The organism is Streptomyces brasiliensis, from assembly GCF_014647875.1.
Taxonomy (GTDB): domain Bacteria; phylum Actinomycetota; class Actinomycetes; order Streptomycetales; family Streptomycetaceae; genus Streptomyces; species Streptomyces brasiliensis.
Genome location: NZ_BMQA01000245.1, coordinates 1 through 916 on the forward strand (window position 1 = coordinate 1; position 916 = coordinate 916).

Genomic DNA, 916 nt, shown 5'->3' on the forward strand with positions numbered 1-916 from the left:
CCAGACCCAGCCCTGAGTGCGAATCCGACAGATTGATCACGACTCGATACGCGCCCTAGTACTCCAGCCGTAGATCGTGATCACGCTGGGCTGCGCTCGGGGAGCGAGGGTGCGCGGTTGATCGTGATCTGTCAGATGGCGGGTGGACCGGGGTGCGTCGAGCAGGCACCATGCCCCGGTGAGCGTCATCATCAAGTTCTTCGTTGCGCAGGAAGACGAAGCAGCGGCGGCTGTCATCGAGCGAGGGCCCGATGGGGTTTTCGAGTCGCTGACCTGTGGCAACTTCGACATCGAAGAGGCGTTGATCGAGTGGGAGAGCATCTTCACGGGTCGTCGTTTCGAAGTCCTCGTTGCCGCTGACGAGCCGCGAGTCGTCGCCGACCCCGGCGAGGGCGAGGGCCCCATGGTCCTCGCTGCGTCCGCGCCTCTCCAGGACGCGCTTACGGCTGCTGACCAGCCCAGACTGGCCGAGGTCAGCCATCTGTGGGTTCGAGAACGGGCAGCGGAGGGCGAGACGTTCGATCAGGAGTTGGCGACCCAGCTCCTGGAGGAGCTGGCCCACCTCGCCCGCACCGCTGGTGGACGACATGCCCGCCTGTACTGCTGGACGGCCTAACTTCAGCCCTGGATCGCGCTCCGGCCGATGCGGACACGGGTGCGGCCACCGCTGATCATCGGTGTGTGAAGACAAACGATCAAGCGGTGGCCGCAGGTCACAGCGTAGATCCTGCCCGCTGGCAGGACGCATTCGAGGGCCTGATGGACGGGATAGCGGGCCGGTTCACCCGGGTCGAACCTCGCCGCCGGATACGACGGTTGGTGCTCGGACTGCTCTCGGACCTGCCGCGCAAGAACTGCTGGACCATCGCCGTGCGACACGAGGTCGCTTGAGTTGAGTGGGACTCACTTGGAGGAG

The 916-nt window shown here is 65.2% G+C and carries 1 protein-coding gene and 1 pseudogene; both read left to right on the forward strand.

All coding sequences use genetic code 11. The features are described 5' to 3' along the window. Window positions 1-178 precede the first annotated feature (178 nt). The gene (locus tag IEZ19_RS50000; RefSeq protein WP_189317984.1) at window positions 179-616 is read left to right on the forward strand and encodes a hypothetical protein; all 438 of its coding nucleotides are present in this window, start codon (window positions 179-181) and stop codon (window positions 614-616) included. Window positions 617-702: 86 nt separating this feature from the next. Beyond that, window positions 703-870: pseudogene (locus IEZ19_RS50005) on the forward strand (IS701 family transposase); the annotation flags it as partial. Window positions 871-916: the final 46 nt, after the last annotated feature.